Origin of the sequence: Paraburkholderia sp. CNPSo 3076, assembly GCF_026343935.1 — a bacterium.
Lineage (GTDB): Bacteria > Pseudomonadota > Gammaproteobacteria > Burkholderiales > Burkholderiaceae > Paraburkholderia > Paraburkholderia nodosa.
This window is the reverse complement of sequence record NZ_JAPMAL010000117.1, coordinates 1-1,185: the sequence shown is the minus strand read 5'-3', so window position 1 is coordinate 1,185 and position 1,185 is coordinate 1. Positions and strand designations below refer to the sequence as shown.

Here is a 1,185-nt window from a genome sequence, read left to right as displayed (position 1 = left end):
TGTCGCCGCTGTAGGGCTTGGCAAACCGCACCGGCCGGCTCGTGCCACCCGGGCTCCATTCGTCCAGATCGAACGGCAGCTTGATGACGTACCAGCCTTCTTCCGTCAGATAGGCATACTTGTAATTACCGGGTGACGTAATCCGGGCCGGCAGGACGCCCCTGATTTCCGGTTTCGGGATCGTGTCCATGGATGTTCGCCAGACCCGATCCGACGGAATCCCCTCGAACGTCACGCGGTACGACTTGTTACGCCCACCGTGCGAGCGTACCGACGTGATGAAGATCCCGTGTTTCGCATCGACCTGAACCGGGTCGACAAGCATGACCTCCCCGGCTTCCAGCCAGAACGGATTGCCGGTGCCGATGAACGTCACCTGACTCGCGAGGTGAGCCTCGTGCCGCAGACGGGCAATACGCTGGCCTTCCTCCGGCGTCTCGTAGTGCTCCCCCCAGTGATAGTCGACGGCGTTAGTGGTCTTGTCGCCGCGTGCCGTGTTCTCCTCGACCAGCAGCGAGACGTCGGCCTGGCGATGGTTGTAGTCATGCAGGCGCACCGATTGCGGCACGCGCCGGGTGCGCCGCCGCAGCGACTTGATCGAGTCGGCACCCACGCTCTCCAGGCCCGAATCACGACGATACGGCACCGTACGCTGCTTGCGCGAGTACGCATCCAGATCGTCGCCGAACACCATCACCGCGTAATCCTTTTTCTGCTCCCAGCGAAACCAGATGCCTTCTTCCGCACAGATGCGCTGGATAAACGCGAACGTCGTCTCGTGGTACTGGGTGATGTACTCGTGCCGCCTGTACTGGCCGCGCAGGTTGAACCGGAAGTCGACACCGGTCCGGTAACCGCAGTGCCGCAGCGTGTCGGTAATGATCTCCTCGACCGACTGCTTCTGGAACAGCCGGCTTGTCCTGCCCCGGTTGAGATCCGCGATCGCAGGCTCGAGCCTCACGCGGTAACGCGTCTCGTCGGCGGAGGTCTCGTGCTCATCGAACTTCGTGATGATGCCGTGGACGGTCTGTGCGGGCGGCTTCTTGCTGAACTTCGCAGCGTTCTCGCCAAACATACGCTGCAGGTGACCCATGTTCGGGTCGACTGGATCGACGATGAACCGGGCCGGCCGCCCGAGCACCTGATCCATCGCAATACCCGCTATCGGGCTTGTGAATTCGATCT

General features: G+C 62.1%; 1 protein-coding gene. It reads right to left on the bottom strand.

Going from position 1 to position 1,185, the window contains the following annotated elements; genetic code table 11:
• A partial coding sequence (locus M3A49_RS42290) for a type VI secretion system Vgr family protein (RefSeq protein WP_266233984.1) occupies positions 1 to 1,185 on the bottom strand: 1,185 nt, incomplete at both ends.